Genomic DNA, 16215 nt, shown 5'->3' on the forward strand with positions numbered 1-16215 from the left:
GATGGAGATGCTCCGAGGGGTGCTGCGAGTTCTTGGGCGCCGTGTAGGACGCGGCGCAAGCTAACGCAAGAAGCTTGGTTGGCCAGGGTCTGGCCGTCGATTCACAACTGCAGTGAGCCCCGGACATCCGTCTGGTAGGCGCTGGCGAGCGCCTCGGCGGCCTTTCGGGCCTCGGAGGAGGGGTGCTCGGGCACCTTCACCTGGAGTGTGAGGTAGAGATCACCCGAGGGCCCACCCTTGAGCGAGGGAGCGCCCCGGCCGCGCAGCCGCATGCGGCGGCCGGACTGCGAGCCCGGAGGCACCTTCACGGTGACCTCGCCCTGGAAGGTGGGCACGCGCACCTCGGCGCCCAGCATGGCCTCGGTGACGGTGACGGGCAGGTCCAGGTAGAGATCGTCTCCCTCGCGACGCACGAGGGGGTGCTCCGCCACCTGCGTCTCGATGTAGAGGTCTCCCGGAGGGCCGCCGTGCATGCCCGCCGCGCCCTGGCCGGCCAGCCGCACCTTGGAGCCCGTCTGGACGCCGGCGGGGATCTTCACGGTGAGGCGCGCCGTCTCGTCCACCACGCCCGTGGCCTGGCAGGAAGGGCAGGGGGGCGCGGCGCGGCCGGAGCCGTGGCAGGTGGGGCAGGCGCCTCCCGCCATGCCCAGGATGCCGCTGCCCCGGCGGATGCGCCCGCTGCCGCCGCACGTGGCGCACGTGGTGGGAGTCCCCACCTGTCCCGAGCCCTGGCAGCGCTGGCAGCGGCCGGGGCGCTGCAGGGAGATGCTGCGCTCGATGCCGGTGAGGGCCTCGCCGAAGCTGAGCGTGAGGCTGGCCGTGATGTCCTCGCCCGGGGTGGGGCCATCTCCCCGGCCTCCCGCGGCGCGCCCGAAGATCTCCCCGAAGTCCACGCCGCCGCCGCCGCCACCGCGCGAGCGGTTGAAGATGTCCCCGAGGATGTCGCCCAGGTCGAAGTCCGCGCCGCCACCAGCGCCACCGAACGGCATGCCGCCGCCGGCCGCCTGCGCGGCCTTGTAGGCCCGGTACTGCGTGGCCTTCTTCTCATCGAAGCCGAACTTGGCCGCCTCGTCGCCGAACTCGTCGTAGAGCTTGCGCTTGCGCTCGTCCGAGAGCACTTCGAAGGCCGCGTTGAGCTGCTTGAATTTCTCCTCGGCCGCCTTGTTCCCCGGGTTGACGTCGGGGTGGTACTGGCGAGCGAGTTTGCGGAAGGCCTTCTTGATTTCGTCGGCAGAGGCCGTCCGGGACACGCCGAGAATCTGGTAGTAGTCGTCCGCCATGGGGTTTGCCGCCCTCCAAACTGCAAGATCGTAACCAGCCGTGCGGCAAGCGCCAGCACGGCGTGTGTCCTTCGGTCCGGATGTATAAAGTGGCCGGAGGGACGAGGGAGAGCATGGGAGCGCGGCGCCTGCGTGGAGCGAAGACGGGGCTGATGGGCTGGCTCGTGCTGGTCTCGTTGGGGGTGGCCCGGCAGGCCGCCGCCGAGGAGCCCGCGGCGCCCGAGGGCCGCGTCATCGACCGGGTGGTGGCGGTCATCGAAAATCAGGTCCTCACCTTGAGCGAGCTGGAGTTCGAGGCGCGGGTGACGCTCGTGCAGCTGGGAGGCGTGCGAGCGGCGGAGGCCCCGCTCGACGAGCAGACGCTCCAGAAGGCGCTGGAGCTGGCGATCGGCCATCGGCTGCTGGTGGCGGGGGCGGACAGGCTGCAGGCCTTCCAGGCGGAGCGTTCGGAAGTGGAGGCGCGGCTGAGGTCGTTCCGTGAACGCTTCGAGAGCGAACCGGCGCTGTTGGGGTTCCTGGCGAGGCATGACGCGGACCTGGAGCAGCTGACGGCGGTGTTGGAGCGGGGAGTGCGGGCCGAGCGCATCCTGGACAGCCGGATCCGCCTGCGCGCGCAGGTGAGCGAGGCGGAGGTGCGGCGGTACTGGGAGGAGCACAAGGCGACCCTGGGCGGGCCATACGAGTCGGTGCGCGACGCGCTGAAGGAGAAGCTGGTCCGGGAGAGCTACCGCCGGCTGGCGAAGGAGGAGCTCGACAAGGCGAGGGCGAGTGCGCGGGTGCGGCGGGTGGCACCCTTCGCCCGGGAGGCGCTGCCATGAGGCGGATGCGCGAGGAACCCCGTCCGAGGGAATCGAAGCCCTGTCCGTTCCTGATCCGGAGGATGACGCGGGAGGACCTGCCGGCGGTGATGGATCTGGAGAAGGCCTCGTTCCGCAGTCCGTGGTCGTTCGAGCTGTTGCAGCGCGAGCTGAGTCACGACTGGTCGGTCATCTTCCTCCTGGAGGAGCCGATATCGGAGGGATGCCGCCGTCTCTTGGGGGTCTCCATCTTCTGGATCGTCCATGACGAGGTGCACGTGCTCAACGTGGCCACCGCGCCGGAGCACCGACGGCGGGGGGTGGGCCGGCGGCTGATGGAAGCCACCCTGGACGAGGGGCGGGCGCGCAAGTGCTGCCTGGCGACATTGGAGGTGCGCCGGAGCAACGAGCCCGCCATCAACCTCTACAAGTCATTCGGCTTCCGCCCGGTGGGCGTGCGGCCGAACTACTACGTGGAAGAGGGCCAGCCCCCCGAGGACGCGATCGTGATGGTCCTCGACTTCTAGAGGCTGGGGGAGTAGAGGAGCGAGCCCGCCGACAGACCATTAGGAATGGACCCCGGTGTGGTCCACGGTTTGAACCCCGTGGGCCGGCAGTGCTTGACACGGGGTGCTCCCTCCCTATACTCGCGGCCCTTTTTCAAGCGCAGTTGTAGGTTTGTATGCGCCCCCGGGTACACCCGCCCGGGACAACGGGAAGGAAGAGAAGCTCAGTGCCAACCATCAGTCAGCTGGTCCGTCAGGGCCGCGAGAAGTTGAACATCAAGGGCAAGAGCCCCGCTCTGAAGGAGTGCCCTCAGAAGCGCGGCGTCTGCACCCGCGTGTACACCACCACCCCGAAGAAGCCGAACTCGGCGCTCCGCAAGGTGGCCCGTGTGCGCCTCACCAACGGGATCGAAGTGACGTCCTACATCCCCGGCGTGGGTCACAACCTCCAGGAGCACTCGGTGGTGATGATCCGCGGTGGCCGTGTGAAGGACCTCCCGGGCGTTCGCTACCACATCATCCGCGGCACGCTGGACTCCGTGGGCGTGGCCGGCCGCAAGCAGGGCCGTTCCAAGTACGGCGCCAAGCGCCCGAGCTGATTCGGGTCGATCACCTTCGTCTCATTCGCATAGGTCGCTTGCCCCGCACCCTGGGGAGCTTCCTCGACATCGCCAACGCAGTTCGAAGCCCCAACAGAGTCTCCCGGGTGCATGGGAGCGGGGCGTAAGGGATAGAAAGCAATGCCTCGTCGTCGCGTAGTAGCCAAGCGCAAGATCCTTCCCGATCCGAAGTTCCAGGACCGCCTCGTCACGAAGTTCGTGAACGACCTGATGCGCAAGGGGAAGAAGTCCATCGCCGAGCGGGTGTGCTACGGCGCCTTCGCCCTCATCGAGGAGCGTGCGAAGGAGGATCCCCTCAAGACCTTCAAGAAGGCCCTGGACAACGTCAAGCCCGTGCTCGAGGTGAAGAGCCGCCGCGTCGGTGGCGCCACCTACCAGGTTCCCGTGGAGGTCCGTCAGGACCGCCGCGTGGCGCTGGGCATGCGCTGGATCATCACCTACGCCAAGGCGCGCGGTGAGAAGACGGCCATGGAGAAGCTGGCTGGCGAGATCATGGACGCCGCCAACAACCGTGGCAACGCGGTGAAGAAGCGCGAGGACACGCACAAGATGGCCGAGGCCAACAAGGCCTTCGCCCACTACCGCTGGTAGTCCTCGGTTTTATGTAGTACCCGGCACCCGGATGCGGCCCCCCGCGTCCGGGTGTTTCAGGTCTTTGACATCCGTTTACGTGAGTTCGTGGTTGGAGGGGCAGGGGAGCACGCCCATCCCGTTCTTGGAGAGGTTCGGAGAAATGCCTCGCGAGTATCCGCTCGAGCGCTATCGCAACATCGGCATCATGGCGCACATCGATGCCGGCAAGACCACGACCACGGAACGGATCCTGTTCTACACGGGAGCCATCCACAAGATGGGCGAGGTGCATGAAGGCACCACGACCACGGACTGGATGGTGCAGGAGCGCGAGCGCGGCATCACCATCACCTCGGCCGCCATCACCGCCTTCTGGACCCGGAGCGATCAGAAGTTCCGCATCAACATCATCGACACGCCGGGGCACGTGGACTTCACCATCGAGGTGGAGCGCTCGCTTCGCGTGCTGGACGGGGCCATCGCTGTCTTCGACGGCGTGAACGGTGTCGAGCCCCAGTCCGAGACGGTCTGGCGTCAGGCGGACAAGTACAAGGTCCCCCGCATCTGCTTCATCAACAAGATGGACCGGGTGGGCGCGGACTACACGATGTCCGTCAACTCCATCAAGGAGAAGCTGGGCGCGCGTCCGGTGCGCCTGCAGCTGCCGCTGGGTGCCGAGGAGAAGCACCGCGGCGTCATCGACCTGGTGCGGATGAAGGCGCTCGTGTTCCACGACTCGGAGCAGGGGAGTCGCTTCGACGTGGTGGACATCCCCGAGGAGTTCCACGAGGAGGCCAACGCGGCCCGCGCCGAGCTCGTCGAGACGGCCGCCGAGCAGGACGACGCGCTGACCGAGAAGTTCCTCGAGGGCCACGAGCTCACCGAGGAGGAGATCCGCGCCGCCATCCGCAAGGGATGCCTGTCGCTGAAGATCTTCCCCGTGTTCTGTGGCTCGGCCTTCAAGCACAAGGGTGTTCAGCCGCTGCTGGACGCGGTGGTGGACTACCTGCCCAACCCGCTGGAAGTGCCGCCGGTGCACGGCAAGAGCCCCAAGGGCGAGGACGAGACGCGCGAGACGAGCGACAAGGCGCCCTTCAGCGCGCTGGTCTTCAAGATCATGAACGACCCGTCGTTCCAGTCGCAGACGCTCACGTTCCTCCGTGTGTACTCGGGGAAGCTGGAGGCGGGCGGGGCGGCGTGGAACTCGGTGAAGGGCAAGCGCGAGCGCATCAGCCGTCTGGTGCAGATGCGCGCGGACAAGAAGGACGAGGTCCAGGAGGTCTACGCCGGCGACATCTGCGCGGTGGTGGGCCTGAAGCTGGCCACCACGGGCGACACGCTCTGCGACGACAAGCACCCCATCATCCTGGAGCGGATGGAGTTCCCCGAGCCCGTCATCGACGTGGCCATCGAGCCGAAGTCCACGGCGGACCAGGACAAGATCATCACCAGCCTGGCGCGCCTGGCGATGGAGGACCCGTCCTTCCGCGTGAAGACGAACGAGGAGACGGGGCAGACCATCATCGCCGGCATGGGCGAGCTGCACCTGGAGATCATCGTCGACCGGCTCCTACGCGAGTTCAAGGTCGACGCCAACGTGGGCAAGCCGCAGGTGGCCTACCGCGAGACGATCACCAAGGCGGTGCAGAGCGAGGGCAAGTACATCCGCCAGACGGGTGGCAAGGGCATGTACGGCCACATCAACCTGCGCGTGATGCCCAACGAGCCGGGCGCGGGCTTCGCCTTCGAGAACCAGATCGTCGGCGGGGTGGTGAGCAAGGAGTTCATCGACGCGGCGAAGCAGGGCGTCCAGGAGGCCATGCAGAGTGGCCCCATCGCGGGCTACCCCATGCTGGACGTGAAGGTGGAGGCCTACGACGGCTCGATGCACGACGTGGACTCCAACGAGATGGCCTTCAAGATCGCCGGCTCGATGGCCTTCCGGGACGCCGTGCGGAGCGCCGACCCCGTGCTCCTCGAGCCCATCATGGACTGTGAGATCGTCACCCCGGACGACTTCACGGGCGACGTCATCGGCGACCTGAACGGCCGCCGCGGGAAGATCATGGGCATGGAGCCCCGGCCGGGAGGCGTGCAGGCAATCCACGCCCAGGTGCCGCTCGCCAAGATGTTCGGGTACTCGACCGACCTGCGCAGCCGCAGCCAGGGAAGAGCCACCTACACCATGCGGTTCAGCCACTACGCGCCGGCATCGAAGGACGCGTTGAACCGCTGACTTGACCGCTCCCTCGTAAAGGGGGCGGGCGATTTAGATTGACGTTTCCGCGGGTTTGGAGCACGACGCAGCACCTTTTCTCGATTCGGCCGGAAACCCGGCCTCGCGAGGAGCAGCAATGAGTAAGGAAAAGTTCGAAAGAACGAAGCCGCACGTGAACATCGGCACCATCGGTCACGTGGACCACGGCAAGACGTCCCTGACGGCGGCCATCACGAAGGTGCTGGCGAAGACGGGCGGCGCGACGTTCCTCGCGTACGACCAGATCGACAAGGCCCCCGAGGAGCGCGAGCGCGGCATCACCATCTCCACGGCGCACGTGGAGTACCAGACGAAGAACCGTCACTACGCGCACGTCGACTGTCCGGGCCACGCCGACTACGTGAAGAACATGATCACGGGCGCGGCGCAGATGGACGGCGCCATCCTCGTGGTCTCGGCCGCCGACGGCCCGATGCCCCAGACGCGCGAGCACATCCTGCTCGCCCGCCAGGTGGGCGTGCCCTACATCGTGGTCTTCCTGAACAAGGTCGACATGCTGGACGACCCCGAGCTGCGTGAGCTCGTGGAGATGGAAGTCCGCGACCTGCTCAAGAAGTACGACTTCCCCGGCGACACCATCCCCATCGTCCCCGGCAGCGCTCTCAAGGCGCTCGAGGGTGACACCTCGGAGATCGGCGAGCAGGCCATCCTGAAGCTGATGGAGGCGGTGGACTCCTACATCCCGACCCCGCAGCGCGCCACGGACAAGCCCTTCCTGATGCCGGTGGAGGACGTGTTCTCCATCGCCGGCCGTGGAACGGTGGCCACTGGCCGCGTGGAGCGCGGCAAGATCAAGGTGGGCGAGGAAGTGGAGGTCGTGGGTCTGCGTCCGACGCAGAAGACGGTCGTCACGGGCGTGGAGATGTTCCGCAAGCTGCTGGACGAGGGCATGGCGGGCGACAACATCGGCGCGCTGGTGCGCGGCCTGAAGCGTGAGGACCTCGAGCGCGGCCAGGTGCTCGCCAAGCCGGGCTCCATCACCCCGCACACCAAGTTCAAGGCGCAGATCTACGTGCTCACGAAGGAAGAGGGTGGCCGTCACACCCCGTTCTTCAAGGGGTACCGTCCGCAGTTTTACTTCCGCACCACGGACGTGACGGGTACGGTGAAGCTGCCGGAGAACGTCGAGATGGTGATGCCGGGCGACAACATCGCCATCGAGGTGGAGCTGATCACCCCGGTGGCCATGGAGAAGGAGCTCCGGTTCGCCGTCCGCGAGGGCGGCCGTACCGTGGGCGCCGGCGTCGTGGCCGAGATCATCGCGTAGTTTCCGTCGTACCCACTTCCCTGGTCTTTTGTTCAGAAAAGTCCGGGGAGGTGGGAATAAGGTTGCATCCACCAGGGGCCGGTGGTACAAGCCGCGCCCCTTCGTTCGAAGAAATGGCTCTGTGACATCCAGGGGACGTTGGTCGTAGCGCCTCCCGAAGGCAGAGGCCGTTTAAAGAGGTTTTTGCGAATGGCGACACAGAAGATCCGCATCCGGCTGAAGGCGTACGACTCCAAGCTCCTGGATCAGAGCGCTGGGGAGATCGTCGAGACTGCTCGGCGCACGGGCGCCAAGGTGGCCGGTCCGATCCCCCTGCCCACGCGCATCAACAAGTTCACGGTTCTGCGCTCGCCGCACGTGGACAAGAAGAGCCGCGAGCAGTTCGAGATCCGCACGCACAAGCGCCTGCTCGATATCCTCGAGCCGACCCAGCAGACGCTGGACGCGCTGATGAAGCTGGATCTCTCGGCCGGTGTTGACGTGGAGATCAAGTCCTGAGGAAGCGGGGCTGAGCCCTCGCGGTTCCACTCCGTTCCCCAGAGGAAAGAGCCATGGCGAAGTTCGACGTAGTCGACCTGGATATGAAGAAAGTGTCGGAGCTTGAGCTCTCCGACGAGGTTTTCGGCGCCGAGCCGAACGCGAACCTCTTCTATGAGGTCGCGAAGATGCAGCAGATCAACCGGCGCCGCGGCACGGTGGGTGTGAAGAACACCTCGCTGGTCAGCGGTGGTGGCAAGAAGCCCTGGAAGCAGAAGGGTACTGGCCGCGCCCGTCAGGGCTCCATCCGCGCCTCCCACTGGGTGGGTGGCGGCAAGGCGATGGCCCCGAAGTCGCGGGACTATCTCTACCGCCCGCCCAAGAAGGTCCGCCGCGGTGCGCTCAAGGCGGTTCTGTCGCTGCGCGCCCGTGAGAAGTCGCTCATCATCCTGAGCGATTTCAACCTGTCCGCTCCCAAGAGCAAGCAGGCCTTCGAGGCCCTGACCAAGCGGCTGAAGCTGGCTGACGCGCTGGTCATCGACGCCAAGACCAACACCAACCTGCACCGCAGCGTGCGCAACCTGGCGAAGTTCGACGTGCTCCCGCCCGAGGGCCTGAACCTCGAGTCCGTCCTCCGCCACAAGCACCTGGTGCTCACTTCCGCGGCCGCCAAGGCCATCGAGGGGGCGCTCTCGTGAATATCAACGACGTCATCAAGGGACCGCTCATCACCGAGAAGCTGGACGCGGCCCGTGAGAAGTTCCGGCAGTACTCGTTCATCGTGGACAAGAAGGCCACCAAGTACGACGTGGCCCACGCCGTCGAGTCGCTCTTCAAGGTGAGCGTCGAGGGTGTGCGCACCAACATCGTCCGCGGGAAGACGAAGCGCGTGGGCCGCTCGATTGGCAAGCGGCCGAACTTCAAGAAGGCCGTCGTCACCCTCAAGGAGGGGGACAAGATCGAGCTCTTCGAGGGAGGCGCGGTCTAGCGCACGGCGCTGACCGTCGTTGAGGAACCACCATGGGCATCAAGAAGTACAAGCCGACCTCCGCCGCCCGTCGTCTGATGACGGTGTCCGACTTCGCGGACATCACCAAGGGCAAGCCGGAGAAGAAGCTCACCGAGTCTCTCTCCAAGTCTGGCGGCCGCAACGTCCACGGCCACATCACCCGTCGTCACCAGGGTGGTGGTCACAAGCGCCGCTACCGCATCATCGACTTCAAGCGTCGGGACAAGGACGGCGTGCCGGCGAAGGTCGCGGCCGTCGAGTACGACCCGAACCGCTCCGCCAACATCGCCCTCCTGCACTACGCGGATGGCGAGAAGCGCTACATCCTCGCTCCGGTGGACCTGAAGGTCGGGGACACCGTCATGGCGGGTGAGAACGCGGATATCCGTCCGGGCAACACGCTGCCGCTGCTCAACATCCCGGTCGGTACCATCATCCACAACGTGGAGCTGAAGCCGGGCCGCGGCGGGCAGATCATCCGCTCCGCGGGCTCCTCCGGTCAGCTGATGGCCAAGGAGGGCCGCTACGCCCAGGTGCGTCTGCCCTCGGGTGCCGTGCGCATGGTGCTCATCGAGTGCCGCGCCACCGTGGGCCAGGTGGGCAACCTGGAGCACGAGATCATCCGCATCGGCAAGGCGGGTCGCAGCCGCTGGCTGGGCATCCGGCCCACCGTCCGCGGTCTGGCGATGAACCCGGTCGACCACCCGCACGGTGGTGGTGAGGGTAAGTCCGGCCAGGGCAACCCGCACCCGGTGTCGCCGTGGGGCCAGAAGACCAAGGGCCTCAGCACCCGCAAGAACAAGCGTACTGACAAGTTCATCGTGAGCGTCCGCCGTCCGGGCGCGCGCAGCCAGTAGTCGAGGGTTCACACAATGGCGCGTTCGATCAAGAAGGGTCCGTTCGTCGATGGTTACCTCGTGAAGAAGATCGAGGACATGATCAAGACGAACAAGAAGAGTGTTGTGAAGACGTGGTCCCGGCGTTCCACCATCCTGCCGGAATTCGTGGGCCACACCTTCGCGGTGCACAACGGCCGCAAGTTCATCCCCGTCTTCGTGACCGAGAACATGGTGGGCCACAAACTCGGCGAGTTCTCCCCGACGCGTACGTTCGGCGGTCACTCGGCGGAGAAGAAGGTCGCCAAGGGCAAGTAGCCGGCCCCGCTGACAGGCGGCGTCCGCCAGAGGAGATGACATGGAGTCGAAGGCACATCTGAGGTTCCTGCGCATGTCGCCCCGGAAGGTTTCCACGGTGGCGGCACTCGTCCGGGGCAAGCCGGTGGAGCAGGCGCTGAACATCCTGCGTTTCACCAGCCGCGCCGCGGCCGTCCCGGTGGCCAAGCTCATCAAGAGCGCCGTGGCCAACGCGACCGACCTGTCCAAGGGCCAGGTCGACGTGGACAAGCTCGTCGTGAAGACGATTTCGGTGGATCAGGGGCCGTCCCAGCGCCGCTACATGCCGCGCGCCATGGGCCGCGCCACGCGCATCAACAAGAAGACCAGTCACATTCACGTGGTGCTGGCGGAGGCGGCCAAGAAGTAAGGCCTGCCGCCTGGCGCCCCCACGCAACCGATTCGAAGGAGAAGCACGTTGGGCCAGAAAGTCCATCCCATTGGGTTCCGCCTCGGGGTCATCAAGACCTGGGACTCCAAGTGGTTCGAGCACAAGAACTACGCGCAGTGGCTGCATGAGGACATCCGCATCCGCGAGTTCGTGAAGAAGTCGCTCGCCCACGCGGGTGTCTCCAAGGTGGAGATCGAGCGCGCGGCGAACAAGGTGAAGGTCAACGTGCACACCGCGCGCCCGGGCATCGTCATCGGCAAGCGCGGTGCCGGCATCGAGACGGTGAAGAAGGACCTCCAGCAGTTCACCAAGAACGAGGTCTTCCTCAACATCGTCGAGGTCCGCAAGGCCGAGACCGATGCCCAGCTGGTGGCCGAGAACATCGCCACCCAGCTCGAGCGCCGTATCGCCTTCCGCCGCGCCATGAAGAAGGCGCTGCAGACGGCGATGAAGTTCGGCGCCAAGGGCATCCGCGTCTCCTGTTCCGGTCGTCTGGGCGGCGCCGAGATGGCTCGCTACGAGTGGTACCGCGAGGGCCGCGTGCCCCTGCACACCCTCCGCGCGGACATCGACTTCGGCTTCGCCGAGGCCAAGACCACCTACGGCAAGATCGGTTGCAAGGTCTGGATCTGCCGCGGCGAGGTCCTGCCCACCAAGGGTGGCCAGGGCGCCGCGCCGGCCGCCAACCGCTAACTCCCCGGGGGCCGCCCCGGGAGGGGCGGCTGGCCGGGCTTGAAGGACACCGACGATGCTTCAGCCTGCTCGTACGAAATTCCGCAAGATGCACAAGGGCCGCACGCCCGGCCGGGCCTATCGCGGCAGCGATCTCACCTACGGTGAGTACGGCCTGATGTCCCTGCAGCCGGGGTGGATCACCTCGCGGCAGATCGAGGCGGCCCGTATCGCGATGACCCGCCACATCAAGCGTGGCGGCAAGATCTGGATCCGGGTGTTCCCGGACAAGCCCATCACGAAGAAGCCCGCCGAGACCCGTATGGGTACCGGTAAGGGTGGTGTGGAGTACTACGTGGCGGTGGTGAAGCCCGGTCGCATCCTCTACGAGATGGAGGGTATGACGCCCGAGGTTGCCACGGCCGCCATGAAGCTGGCCCAGGCGAAGCTGCCGGTGCTGACGAAGATCGTCACCCGCAGCGAGCTGGCGCTCTAGTTCCGCCCTCGGGCGGCCCCTGATATGAGGGCCGCCCGCTGGCTCTGAGGAGATTTAGAAGATGGCGACTGCGAAGGAACTCAAGGAGCTCTCGGCGGACGACCTGAAGCGGCGCGCGGCCGAGCTGCGCGACACGCTGTTCCAGGACCAGCTCAAGCGGGCCACCGGCTCGCTGGACAATCCGTCCGAGCGCACGCAGCACAAGCGCGACCTGGCTCGCATCCTGACCGTCCTGGGGGAGAAGACCCGGGCGGAGAAGAAGGCTTAGGAGCTTTTCCCATGGCTGAAGCGACTCAATCCACCTCTGCCAAGACCACCTCCCGCGGCCGTCCCAAGACGCGCGTGGGCATTGTCACCTCCAACAAGATGCAGAAGACGGTGGTGGTCACCGTCTCCCGCCGCGCGGCTCACCCCAAGTACGGGAAGATCATGAGCATGCGCGAGAAGTACAAGGCGCACGTCGAGGATCACGACTACCCCGCGAAGATCACCATCAACGAGGGTGACCGGGTGCGCATCGCCGAGACCCGTCCCGCTTCCAAGGACAAGCGCTGGCGCGTGGTCGAGGTGTTGGAGAAGAGCAAGAACGTCTGAGCCGTCCGAGCTCGCGCCGCCGTTCAGGCGCGCGCGGCCGTGGCTCGAGCCCGCGCGGTGCCCGTCCTCGCCGGAGGGGCCTGCCGTAGCTAGAGAAGGAGATTCCAGATGATTCAGATGACGAGCGTGCTCGACGTGGCCGACAACTCGGGCGCCAAGAAGGTGTTCTGCATCAAGGTGCTTGGCGGTTCCAAGCGCAAGTACGCGTCCATCGGCGATGTGATCGTCGTGTCGATTCGCGAGGCGCTGCCGAACTCCAAGGTGAAGAAGGGTGACGTGGCCAAGGCGGTCATCGTGCGCACCGCGCGCGAGGTGGGCCGTCCGGATGGCAGCTACATCAAGTTCGATGGCAACTCCGCCGTCCTCATCAACAAGGACATGGAGCCCATCGGGACGCGTATCTTCGGGCCGGTCGCCCGTGAGCTCCGCGCCCGCAAGTTCATGAAGATCATCTCGCTCGCTCCCGAGGTCCTCTAGTAGGGCGTCAGGCGGTCCGCGAGGAGGGAGAGGAACCATGGAGAAGCTCAAGGTTGGAGACACCGTCCAGGTCATCGCCGGCGCCGAGCGCTCGGAGAAGACCCCGGCGACCAAGCGCGGGAAGATCCTCAAGATCGACCGCGAGGCCCAGCGCGTGACCGTGGAAGGCGTGCGCCTGGTCAAGCGGCACCTGCGCAAGACGCCCCAGCAGCCCGAGGGCGGCATTGTGGACAAGCCGGGCACCATCCACATCTCGGATGTGCAGCTGGTTTGCGCCAAGTGCGACAAGCCGACCCGCGTGGGTATCCGGGCGGATGGGGACAAGAAGAAGCGGTTCTGCAAGAACTGCGACGCCCTGATTGACTAGGGGCGCGGGTTCGGGCATGTATGCGCGCCCTTTGCCCTACCCGGGTGAGGGGAGGGCGGGCGAGCACACCGGAAGCCCTGAAGAATCGGTAGGGGCTCCGGTGTTTCCAGTTTCCACGCAGTACTGATCGGCGCACTGGGTCCACGACGGCGCTCCGAAGCAGAGGGTCAGACGATGGCTGAAGAGAAGAAGGAAGCGGCTCCGAAGAAGGAGAAGAAGGGCCGCAAGAAGGAAGAGCTCAAGAAGGCAGGCTTCGCGGCGAACATCGAGGAAGGTCTCGAGTCCAAGCCGGCGCGTCTCAAGCTGCGCTTCCGCAAGGAAGGCGTCCCCGCGCTGATGAAGGACCTCGGGCTGAAGAACCCCATGCAGGTTCCCCGCCTCGAGAAGATCGTCGTCAACATGGGTCTGGGCGAGGCGCTCGCCAACAACAAGATCCTTGAGTCCGCCGTGGACCAGCTGGGTGCCATCACCGGCCAGAAGCCCGTGGTGACCCGCGCCCGCAAGTCCATCGCGAACTTCAAGCTGCGCCAGGGCCAGGCGATCGGTTGTGCCGTCACCCTGCGCGGCGACCGCATGTACGAGTTCCTGGACCGCCTCATCACCGTGGCCCTGCCGCGCGTGCGTGACTTCAAGGGCGTGTCCCCCAAGGCCTTCGACGGGAATGGTAACTACACGCTCGGCGTTCGCGAGCAGATCATCTTCCCGGAAATCAACTACGACCAGATCGAGAAGGTGAAGGGGCTCAACATCAGCTTCGTCACCACCGCGAAGAACGACGAGCAGGGGCTGGCGCTGATGCGTCACTTCGGCATGCCGTTCCGCACGTAAGAGGATCCGCATCCATGGCCAAGCTCTCGAAGATCGCCCAGGCGAAGCGCAAGCCGAAGTTCTCCGTCCGCGCGTACAACCGCTGCCCGCTCTGCGGCCGGCCCCGCGCGTTCCTGCGGAAGTTCAACATGTGCCGTATCTGCTTCCGGCACCGCGCGCTCCGCGGCGAGATCACCGGCGTCACCAAGTCGTCCTGGTAGTCGGACGCGGGCATCCCGGTCCCTGACAGGAGGCCGGGAAGCCTGGTCCGCCCGCGAGCGGGTGGACCGAATGCAGTGTGTGCATGGCAATTCGTGGCGAACCCCCGGGATGGGCCCGGCAGGCGCGGCGGTTGCGAACGCGGAGGCGGCCAGGCCGCTCCGCACGGAAGGTAGCCATTCATGTCGGTCGTCAACGATCCCATCGGCGACATGCTGACCCGCCTGCGCAACGGTTCGCGCGCGCGGCACGACAAGGTCGTCATCCCCCACTCGAACCTCAAGCTCGAGATCATCAAGGTCCTCAAGTCCGAGGGCTTCATCGGGGACTACACCGTTCACGAGCGCAAGCCGCAGAGCGAGATCTCCGTCCAGCTGAAGTACGGCCAAGACCGCGCTCCCGCCATCACCGGCATCCGCCGCATCTCCAAGCCTGGTCTGCGCCGGTACACCAACTCGCGTGAGATCCCCCAGGTGCTCGGCGGTCTGGGCATCTCCATCCTGTCCACGTCCCGAGGCGTGATGGTGGACACCGAGGCTCGCAAGCAGAAGGTCGGCGGCGAGCTGCTCTGCACCGTCTACTAGCCAGCAGTCCGGGTGCCGCGGCTCGCGCCGCGACCTGGACTCACCGCACGAGGGAATCATGAGTCGGATTGGAAAGCTTCCGGTCAAGCTGGCGGACAAGACGAAGGCCACTGTTTCGGGCCGCCAGGTCAGTTTCGAAGGTCCCAAGGGCAAGATGGTCGTCCAGCTGCCCGCCACCGGCGTGAAGGTGAAGATCGCCGGCAACGAGGTGACGGTCGAGCGCGAGAACGATTCGCGCGAGGCCCGCAGCCTCCACGGCCTGACCCGCACGCTGCTGGCCAACGCGGCCAAGGGCGTGTCGACGGGCTTCGAGCGTCGCCTGGACATCCGCGGCGTCGGTTTCCGCGCCGAGGTGAAGGGCAAGACGGTCAACCTCTCGCTGGGTTACTCGCACCCTGTGGTGTTCAACCTGCCCGAGGGCGTCACGGCCGAGGTCGACAAGGCCGCCCGCACCGAGGACGGTCTGCCCACGCTGGGTCTGACGTTGCGGTCAGCGGACAAGGAGGCCCTCGGGGCCGCCGCGGTGAAGATCCGCGCGCTGCGCCCGCCCGAGCCGTACAAGGGCAAGGGCATCAAGTACGCCACCGAGAAGATCCGCCGCAAGGAAGGCAAGACCGGCACCACCTAGTCGGAGTGAACACCCAACCGCGCGGCTCCCTGAGGGGCCGCGCAATCATCCGGCGGTGGAATTCCCCATCACCGCCGGACGGAGAAGGAATCATCCATGTCGAACAAGCTCGATCCGCGCCTCAAGAGGAAGGACCGCATCCGCCGGAAGATCTCGGGTACCACCGAGCGCCCGCGGCTCACGGTCTACAAGAGCCTCAAGCACATCTACGCCCAGGTGGTGGACGACACCACGGGCCGCACCCTGGCCTTCGCCTCGTCGCTCTCCAAGGAGCTCAAGGGCAAGGACGAGGGCGACAAGAAGGCCGAGGCCAAGCGCGTGGGCGCTCTGATCGCGGAGAAGTGCAAGGCGGCCAACGTGAACGCGGTGGTGTTCGACCGCAACGGCTTCCCGTACCACGGGCGCATCGCCGCCGTGGCGGATGCCGCGCGTGAGGGCGGGCTGAAGTTCTAGAAACCTTTCGAATAAGGAAGTTCCCAAGTGGCAACTCCGATCAATCCGAACGATCTCGACCTCACCGACCGCGTGGTGAACATCAACCGCGTCGCCAAGGTGGTGAAGGGCGGCCGGCGGTTCTCGTTCGCCGCCCTGGTGGTGGTGGGCGATGGCGCCGGTCATGTGGGCGTCGGCCTGGGCAAGGCCAACGAGGTTCCCGAGGCCATCCGCAAGGGTGGCGAGAACGCGAAGAAGAACCTCTTCCGCGTCCCGCTGCAGGGTCACACCATCCCTCACGAGGTGCTCGGGCACTTCGGCGCGGGCTGGGTGCTCCTGAAGCCGGCCGGTGAGGGTACGGGCGTCATCGCCGGTGGCGCGGTGCGCGCGGTTCTCGAGGCGGCGGGCATCCGCAACATCCTGACCAAGAGCCAGGGTTCGCGGAATCCCCACAACGTGCTCAAGGCGACCGTGGCGGGCCTGAAGAACCTGCGCTCGCCGGAGCAGGTGTCGCGCCTGCGTGGCAAGGACGTGGGTCCCCAGAAGTCCGAAGAGGCGAGGGGTTAATC

At 66.1% G+C, this 16215-nt stretch carries 25 protein-coding genes; 24 read left to right on the forward strand and 1 reads right to left on the reverse strand.

What is annotated here, in order from left to right:
- Positions 1–101: 101 nt before the first annotated feature.
- Entirely contained in the window at positions 102–1280 is a 1179-nt protein-coding gene (locus JRI60_RS22695; protein WP_204227924.1) for a DnaJ C-terminal domain-containing protein, read from the reverse strand.
- 113 nt (positions 1281–1393) lie between these two features.
- Here JRI60_RS22695 and JRI60_RS22700 point away from each other — a divergent pair, with 113 nt between their 5' ends.
- From JRI60_RS22700 to rpsE, 24 genes are all read left to right on the forward strand, one after another.
- Positions 1394–2098: a hypothetical protein gene (locus tag JRI60_RS22700; protein ID WP_239470670.1), complete on the forward strand. Its 705-nt coding sequence runs from the start codon at positions 1394–1396 to the stop codon at positions 2096–2098.
- Complete coding sequence (rimI, locus tag JRI60_RS22705) at positions 2095–2604, forward strand: ribosomal protein S18-alanine N-acetyltransferase (RefSeq protein WP_204227925.1); 510 nt, start codon at positions 2095–2097, stop codon at positions 2602–2604. The genes JRI60_RS22700 and rimI overlap by 4 nt, the downstream gene beginning before the upstream one ends.
- A 206-nt stretch (positions 2605–2810) precedes the next feature.
- Positions 2811–3182 (forward strand): 30S ribosomal protein S12, encoded by a 372-nt coding sequence (gene rpsL, locus JRI60_RS22710; protein ID WP_095986884.1) that lies wholly within the window; start codon positions 2811–2813, stop codon positions 3180–3182.
- Between the two features lie 141 nt (positions 3183–3323).
- On the forward strand, positions 3324–3794 hold the full coding sequence (gene rpsG / locus JRI60_RS22715) for a 30S ribosomal protein S7 (RefSeq protein WP_043408972.1): 471 nt from the start codon (positions 3324–3326) through the stop codon (positions 3792–3794).
- Positions 3795–3936: 142 nt separating this feature from the next.
- The gene (gene fusA, locus JRI60_RS22720; RefSeq protein ID WP_204227926.1) at positions 3937–6012 is read left to right on the forward strand and encodes an elongation factor G; all 2076 of its coding nucleotides are present in this window, start codon (positions 3937–3939) and stop codon (positions 6010–6012) included.
- Between the two features lie 118 nt (positions 6013–6130).
- A complete protein-coding gene (gene tuf, locus JRI60_RS22725; RefSeq protein ID WP_204227927.1) occupies positions 6131–7321 on the forward strand; it encodes an elongation factor Tu in 1191 nt (396 codons plus the stop codon).
- A gap of 189 nt (positions 7322–7510) precedes the next feature.
- On the forward strand, positions 7511–7819 hold the full coding sequence (gene rpsJ, locus JRI60_RS22730; RefSeq protein ID WP_002625389.1) for a 30S ribosomal protein S10: 309 nt from the start codon (positions 7511–7513) through the stop codon (positions 7817–7819).
- A 53-nt stretch (positions 7820–7872) separates the two neighbouring features.
- Complete coding sequence (gene rplD, locus JRI60_RS22735; RefSeq protein ID WP_204227928.1) at positions 7873–8496, forward strand: 50S ribosomal protein L4; 624 nt, start codon at positions 7873–7875, stop codon at positions 8494–8496.
- Entirely contained in the window at positions 8493–8786 is a 294-nt protein-coding gene (locus JRI60_RS22740) for a 50S ribosomal protein L23 (RefSeq protein ID WP_204227929.1), read from the forward strand. Before rplD ends, JRI60_RS22740 begins: the two co-directional genes overlap by 4 nt.
- Before the next feature lie 32 nt (positions 8787–8818).
- The gene (gene rplB, locus JRI60_RS22745) at positions 8819–9664 is read left to right on the forward strand and encodes a 50S ribosomal protein L2 (protein WP_204227930.1); all 846 of its coding nucleotides are present in this window, start codon (positions 8819–8821) and stop codon (positions 9662–9664) included.
- 15 nt (positions 9665–9679) lie between these two features.
- Complete coding sequence (rpsS, locus tag JRI60_RS22750) at positions 9680–9961, forward strand: 30S ribosomal protein S19 (RefSeq protein ID WP_204227931.1); 282 nt, start codon at positions 9680–9682, stop codon at positions 9959–9961.
- Between the two features lie 40 nt (positions 9962–10001).
- Complete coding sequence (gene rplV, locus JRI60_RS22755) at positions 10002–10349, forward strand: 50S ribosomal protein L22 (protein WP_204227932.1); 348 nt, start codon at positions 10002–10004, stop codon at positions 10347–10349.
- Between the two features lie 48 nt (positions 10350–10397).
- Entirely contained in the window at positions 10398–11063 is a 666-nt protein-coding gene (gene rpsC, locus JRI60_RS22760; RefSeq protein WP_204227933.1) for a 30S ribosomal protein S3, read from the forward strand.
- A gap of 55 nt (positions 11064–11118) precedes the next feature.
- Positions 11119–11538 (forward strand): 50S ribosomal protein L16, encoded by a 420-nt coding sequence (gene rplP / locus JRI60_RS22765; protein WP_204227934.1) that lies wholly within the window; start codon positions 11119–11121, stop codon positions 11536–11538.
- Between the two features lie 61 nt (positions 11539–11599).
- A complete protein-coding gene (gene rpmC, locus JRI60_RS22770; RefSeq protein ID WP_108075877.1) occupies positions 11600–11806 on the forward strand; it encodes a 50S ribosomal protein L29 in 207 nt (68 codons plus the stop codon).
- Between the two features lie 11 nt (positions 11807–11817).
- A complete protein-coding gene (gene rpsQ / locus JRI60_RS22775) occupies positions 11818–12132 on the forward strand; it encodes a 30S ribosomal protein S17 (RefSeq protein ID WP_204227935.1) in 315 nt (104 codons plus the stop codon).
- A 108-nt stretch (positions 12133–12240) separates the two neighbouring features.
- Positions 12241–12609 carry a 50S ribosomal protein L14 gene (gene rplN / locus JRI60_RS22780; protein WP_002625379.1) on the forward strand — a complete coding sequence of 123 codons (369 nt, stop codon included), beginning with the start codon at positions 12241–12243 and terminating at the stop codon, positions 12607–12609.
- A gap of 37 nt (positions 12610–12646) precedes the next feature.
- Complete coding sequence (gene rplX / locus JRI60_RS22785) at positions 12647–12976, forward strand: 50S ribosomal protein L24 (protein WP_204227936.1); 330 nt, start codon at positions 12647–12649, stop codon at positions 12974–12976.
- Positions 12977–13312: 336 nt separating this feature from the next.
- Positions 13313–13804 (forward strand): 50S ribosomal protein L5, encoded by a 492-nt coding sequence (gene rplE, locus JRI60_RS22790; RefSeq protein ID WP_239470829.1) that lies wholly within the window; start codon positions 13313–13315, stop codon positions 13802–13804.
- 14 nt (positions 13805–13818) lie between these two features.
- Positions 13819–14004, forward strand: a complete 186-nt coding sequence (locus JRI60_RS22795; RefSeq protein ID WP_043409024.1) for a type Z 30S ribosomal protein S14 — start codon at positions 13819–13821, stop codon at positions 14002–14004.
- A gap of 180 nt (positions 14005–14184) precedes the next feature.
- Entirely contained in the window at positions 14185–14586 is a 402-nt protein-coding gene (gene rpsH, locus JRI60_RS22800; RefSeq protein WP_204227938.1) for a 30S ribosomal protein S8, read from the forward strand.
- A 58-nt stretch (positions 14587–14644) separates the two neighbouring features.
- A complete protein-coding gene (gene rplF, locus JRI60_RS22805) occupies positions 14645–15214 on the forward strand; it encodes a 50S ribosomal protein L6 (protein ID WP_204227939.1) in 570 nt (189 codons plus the stop codon).
- A gap of 96 nt (positions 15215–15310) precedes the next feature.
- The gene (gene rplR / locus JRI60_RS22810) at positions 15311–15667 is read left to right on the forward strand and encodes a 50S ribosomal protein L18 (RefSeq protein ID WP_204227940.1); all 357 of its coding nucleotides are present in this window, start codon (positions 15311–15313) and stop codon (positions 15665–15667) included.
- A gap of 27 nt (positions 15668–15694) precedes the next feature.
- Entirely contained in the window at positions 15695–16213 is a 519-nt protein-coding gene (gene rpsE, locus JRI60_RS22815) for a 30S ribosomal protein S5 (RefSeq protein ID WP_204227941.1), read from the forward strand.
- Positions 16214–16215 lie beyond the last annotated feature (2 nt).

Source organism: Archangium violaceum (assembly GCF_016887565.1).
Lineage (GTDB): Bacteria > Myxococcota > Myxococcia > Myxococcales > Myxococcaceae > Archangium > Archangium violaceum_B.

What these genes read in the sequence shown, in the direction of transcription:
- JRI60_RS22695 (WP_204227924.1), bottom strand. Translation starts at nt 1,280, where the DNA reads ATGGCGGACGACTACTACCAGATTCTCGGCGTGTCCCGGACGGCCTCT.
- JRI60_RS22700 (WP_239470670.1), top strand. Translation starts at nt 1,394, where the DNA reads ATGGGAGCGCGGCGCCTGCGTGGAGCGAAGACGGGGCTGATGGGCTGG.
- rimI (WP_204227925.1), top strand. Translation starts at nt 2,095, where the DNA reads ATGAGGCGGATGCGCGAGGAACCCCGTCCGAGGGAATCGAAGCCCTGT.
- rpsG (WP_043408972.1), top strand. Translation starts at nt 3,324, where the DNA reads ATGCCTCGTCGTCGCGTAGTAGCCAAGCGCAAGATCCTTCCCGATCCG.
- fusA (WP_204227926.1), top strand. Translation starts at nt 3,937, where the DNA reads ATGCCTCGCGAGTATCCGCTCGAGCGCTATCGCAACATCGGCATCATG.
- tuf (WP_204227927.1), top strand. Translation starts at nt 6,131, where the DNA reads ATGAGTAAGGAAAAGTTCGAAAGAACGAAGCCGCACGTGAACATCGGC.
- rpsJ (WP_002625389.1), top strand. Translation starts at nt 7,511, where the DNA reads ATGGCGACACAGAAGATCCGCATCCGGCTGAAGGCGTACGACTCCAAG.
- rplD (WP_204227928.1), top strand. Translation starts at nt 7,873, where the DNA reads ATGGCGAAGTTCGACGTAGTCGACCTGGATATGAAGAAAGTGTCGGAG.
- rplB (WP_204227930.1), top strand. Translation starts at nt 8,819, where the DNA reads ATGGGCATCAAGAAGTACAAGCCGACCTCCGCCGCCCGTCGTCTGATG.
- rpsS (WP_204227931.1), top strand. Translation starts at nt 9,680, where the DNA reads ATGGCGCGTTCGATCAAGAAGGGTCCGTTCGTCGATGGTTACCTCGTG.
- rplV (WP_204227932.1), top strand. Translation starts at nt 10,002, where the DNA reads ATGGAGTCGAAGGCACATCTGAGGTTCCTGCGCATGTCGCCCCGGAAG.
- rplP (WP_204227934.1), top strand. Translation starts at nt 11,119, where the DNA reads ATGCTTCAGCCTGCTCGTACGAAATTCCGCAAGATGCACAAGGGCCGC.
- rpmC (WP_108075877.1), top strand. Translation starts at nt 11,600, where the DNA reads ATGGCGACTGCGAAGGAACTCAAGGAGCTCTCGGCGGACGACCTGAAG.
- rpsQ (WP_204227935.1), top strand. Translation starts at nt 11,818, where the DNA reads ATGGCTGAAGCGACTCAATCCACCTCTGCCAAGACCACCTCCCGCGGC.
- rplN (WP_002625379.1), top strand. Translation starts at nt 12,241, where the DNA reads ATGATTCAGATGACGAGCGTGCTCGACGTGGCCGACAACTCGGGCGCC.
- rplX (WP_204227936.1), top strand. Translation starts at nt 12,647, where the DNA reads ATGGAGAAGCTCAAGGTTGGAGACACCGTCCAGGTCATCGCCGGCGCC.
- rplE (WP_239470829.1), top strand. Translation starts at nt 13,313, where the DNA reads ATGAAGGACCTCGGGCTGAAGAACCCCATGCAGGTTCCCCGCCTCGAG.
- JRI60_RS22795 (WP_043409024.1), top strand. Translation starts at nt 13,819, where the DNA reads ATGGCCAAGCTCTCGAAGATCGCCCAGGCGAAGCGCAAGCCGAAGTTC.
- rpsH (WP_204227938.1), top strand. Translation starts at nt 14,185, where the DNA reads ATGTCGGTCGTCAACGATCCCATCGGCGACATGCTGACCCGCCTGCGC.
- rplF (WP_204227939.1), top strand. Translation starts at nt 14,645, where the DNA reads ATGAGTCGGATTGGAAAGCTTCCGGTCAAGCTGGCGGACAAGACGAAG.
- rplR (WP_204227940.1), top strand. Translation starts at nt 15,311, where the DNA reads ATGTCGAACAAGCTCGATCCGCGCCTCAAGAGGAAGGACCGCATCCGC.